Below are 2,861 nucleotides of genomic sequence, written 5' to 3' on the forward strand. Positions count from 1 at the left end.
TAAAAAAATTGTCTGATTTACTGTTGACAATCCATATTGTAGTATCCCAAGTAGAGTTAAAGTTTGCAATTGAAAAGGCATATCTGGAGTATAAGGCCAAAACGAAGGCAATTGTTACAGAATCACAAGCGAACGAAGAAGCTACTCAAGCGGCTGCTAAGGAGGCTGTATCATCGCTGGCAGCTCAAGTTACGGCAATCCTTTCACAAGCAACTGGAACTGATACCCCTGCTACGACACCTGAACTGGAAAAAGTCTCAAATATAGTTGCTCAAGCGCCTCTACCCACTGAATAAAAATAGATACCCAGACCCCTAAATGATATGGCAAAGAACCTGCATAAACAGGGTCTTTATAAAATTATCTAGTTGAAATTATAAATTTAAATGGGGCGAAATAAAGGTTGTAGTTTTCCGAAGAACCCTCAGCAATCCTGAATATTTTACTTATCCAAAAGAAAATACGCTATTGAATTCTTAGCTATCTCCACTGTAGTTGTGGAGCCTACATTATTTTGTACTTTCTTATCGAAAGCATTCCTGCTCTTGTGAACTCATGGTACTACTTCATATTGGGAATTGGAATCGGATTAATAGAGATATTTGCAAGTAGAAGTCTATTACATCAGAGGAATCCTAAAGGTAAGAATTAAATAATTTGTTTTGTCATTGTTACTAAACATACATATATCTGTTTTTATCAGAAAACGTTTTAGGGAAACCTAGAGCGTTTTTTATTTCGTTCGATGATGAGTAAGAAATATAGAATGTCTGTGACCCGAGTAAACAAATTATGACCTATTCTGTAAGTTGCTACTTAGAATTTACGATTCAGAAATCTATAAGGATGTTCTTCATCTTTTTTACATTTCTACATCTTGTAAGAAATAAGTCCCAAGTGTAAAATTTTCTTATAGTTCATTATGCTTACTTAGTAGGAGGATAATCATGGCGAGAAGGAAGAGTAAAGCGAAACAGGAAGAAGAATTCTTCCAAGGGCTGGCTGGTATGGCCATGCTGGGAGGTATTGCAGGTACATATTCGTTAACTAAATCCTGGAGTGCTTCAATGGTTGTTGGGGTGCTCGGAGTGGTTGGTATTGCTATGTTGATGATCAGTATTCAGCGTAAACGAACTGAGCGCCTAAAGAGATCCGGAATTGCACAAATTGATAAAATGGATGGAGTGCAGTTTGAACATTATCTTGGTCATCTGTTCCGGTCCCAGGGATACAAAGCTGAGGTGACACGTGCAGCTGGTGACTTCGGGGCTGATCTGATCCTTTCAAAAGGTGAGAGACGAATTGTGGTACAAGCAAAGCGCTATAGCAAAAATGTCGGCTTAAAAGCTGTTCAGGAAGTGCAGAGTGCCCGCGCACATTATAGAGCAAATGGTGCATGGGTTGTCACCAATAGCAACTTTACAGCACAGGCCTATGAGTTGGCTAAATCCAATAGTGTCAGGCTAATCAGCCGCGATGAATTGGTAGAGATGCTGCTACAAATGAAAGTAAAAATGTTGACCTCCAAAAAGACAAATACTAACGCAAAGACAAGTGCTTAATTCAATAACGATGCTGCCTTTTGTAGAATGATCACCATGTAAAGGAGAAGTATTAATGAATATTATCAAAGAGATCCCAAGTGAAATTGAGGAAACAATTCAACAGTTGCATGAAAGTGGAATGCCTCCTGCTGACAGATTTTATTCAGGGGGGACTCGACGCTCACATATATATAAGATAGAAAAATATTGCTTAAAACTATATACTCCTGAAGGATACAATGATTTTGAAGATGAAGTGGAAGTAATACTTGCACTACAAGGGAAATGTGCTCCTGAAATGTACGCATATTCGTCTCGGAGATTTATTCTAACCGAATGGATCGAAGGATTAAATCTAGAGCAATACAAAGAAAAACACGGACATCATCCTCCGAATCTAATTTATGATTGGTATAGAACCGAAATGGAAATTCAAAATGTTGGGTTCACAGATAGCGATTTTAAGTTACAAGATAATTTACTTTGGCTCCCTTCTGGAGATGTAAAAAGATTAGATTTTGGTGTCTGTATTCCTATAGTGGATTCAATAATTGAAATGCATGAAAAACAACTTAGGAGTAAAATCCAAGAGATGTATGACGGAGAGTTAAAAGGCATTAAAAATGAGCTACGTATGAAGGGGTTCAAAAAGAATGAAGCCGATCAAGCTATTTCAAATTTCCTTGCCCATTCACCTAAGCTTATTTAAAAATGTCCAAGCAGGAGCCAGAAAGGAAATGTTTTGAGATTTCAAAAACGTTAATCATATAGTATGTTAATGAATCCTGGAATGGCTAAAAACTCTAGGAAGGGATGTAAACGATGAAAAGTGTGTTTATACTAGATGAATCTGATAGTTCAAAGGATTATTCAAATCTAAATTTTCAAGACGATTATACGCATATAAGAGCGTATCATGGGTGTTGCACAACGAATGTCAAGAGTTACTATGAGAATGGCATCCTCGCAATTGAAGAGAATTCCGCAAGACAACAAGCGATAGATCTACTTAGTGAGAGAATAGCAAAAGAGGTAGTTTTAAACGAATTTAATAAGCAGTGGAGTAAATTGGATCGAATTCATAAACATGTATGGTTTACTTTAACCAGAAAAGAGTTAATTAATTCATGTGGACATTACCTCATTTATGGGAGCGAATTCATCAATTCTATAGCCGCAGCATTAAATTGCCAAGAATATTTAGTAGGTAGAGGATTGCCTACTATTTTTCATTGTGATGTTCCTATCAGTGACATACCAATCGATTACACTAAAGGAATCATGGCTCTTCGCTCTATTGGATGGGTAACGCCGTAT

General features: G+C 37.2%; 3 protein-coding genes and 1 pseudogene. All 4 read left to right on the plus strand.

The window, feature by feature from the left end:
* Window positions 1-296 (plus strand): annotated as a pseudogene (locus L696_RS30970) (hypothetical protein); the annotation flags it as partial.
* 651 nt (window positions 297-947) lie between these two features.
* Window positions 948-1,562 (plus strand): restriction endonuclease, encoded by a 615-nt coding sequence (locus L696_RS0116210; protein ID WP_025684587.1) that lies wholly within the window; start codon window positions 948-950, stop codon window positions 1,560-1,562.
* A gap of 55 nt (window positions 1,563-1,617) precedes the next feature.
* Window positions 1,618-2,253: a protein kinase family protein gene (locus L696_RS0116215; RefSeq protein WP_025684588.1), complete on the plus strand. Its 636-nt coding sequence runs from the start codon at window positions 1,618-1,620 to the stop codon at window positions 2,251-2,253.
* 113 nt (window positions 2,254-2,366) lie between these two features.
* Window positions 2,367-2,861 (plus strand): hypothetical protein (locus L696_RS0116220; protein ID WP_025684589.1); only part of this gene is annotated, 495 nt, incomplete at its 3' end.

This window comes from Paenibacillus maysiensis, assembly GCF_000520815.1.
Lineage (GTDB): Bacteria > Bacillota > Bacilli > Paenibacillales > Paenibacillaceae > Paenibacillus > Paenibacillus maysiensis.

Coding starts and splice junctions, on each gene's coding strand:
- L696_RS0116210 (WP_025684587.1), top strand. CDS start 948: ATGGCGAGAAGGAAGAGTAAAGCGAAACAGGAAGAAGAATTCTTCCAA.
- L696_RS0116215 (WP_025684588.1), top strand. CDS start 1,618: ATGAATATTATCAAAGAGATCCCAAGTGAAATTGAGGAAACAATTCAA.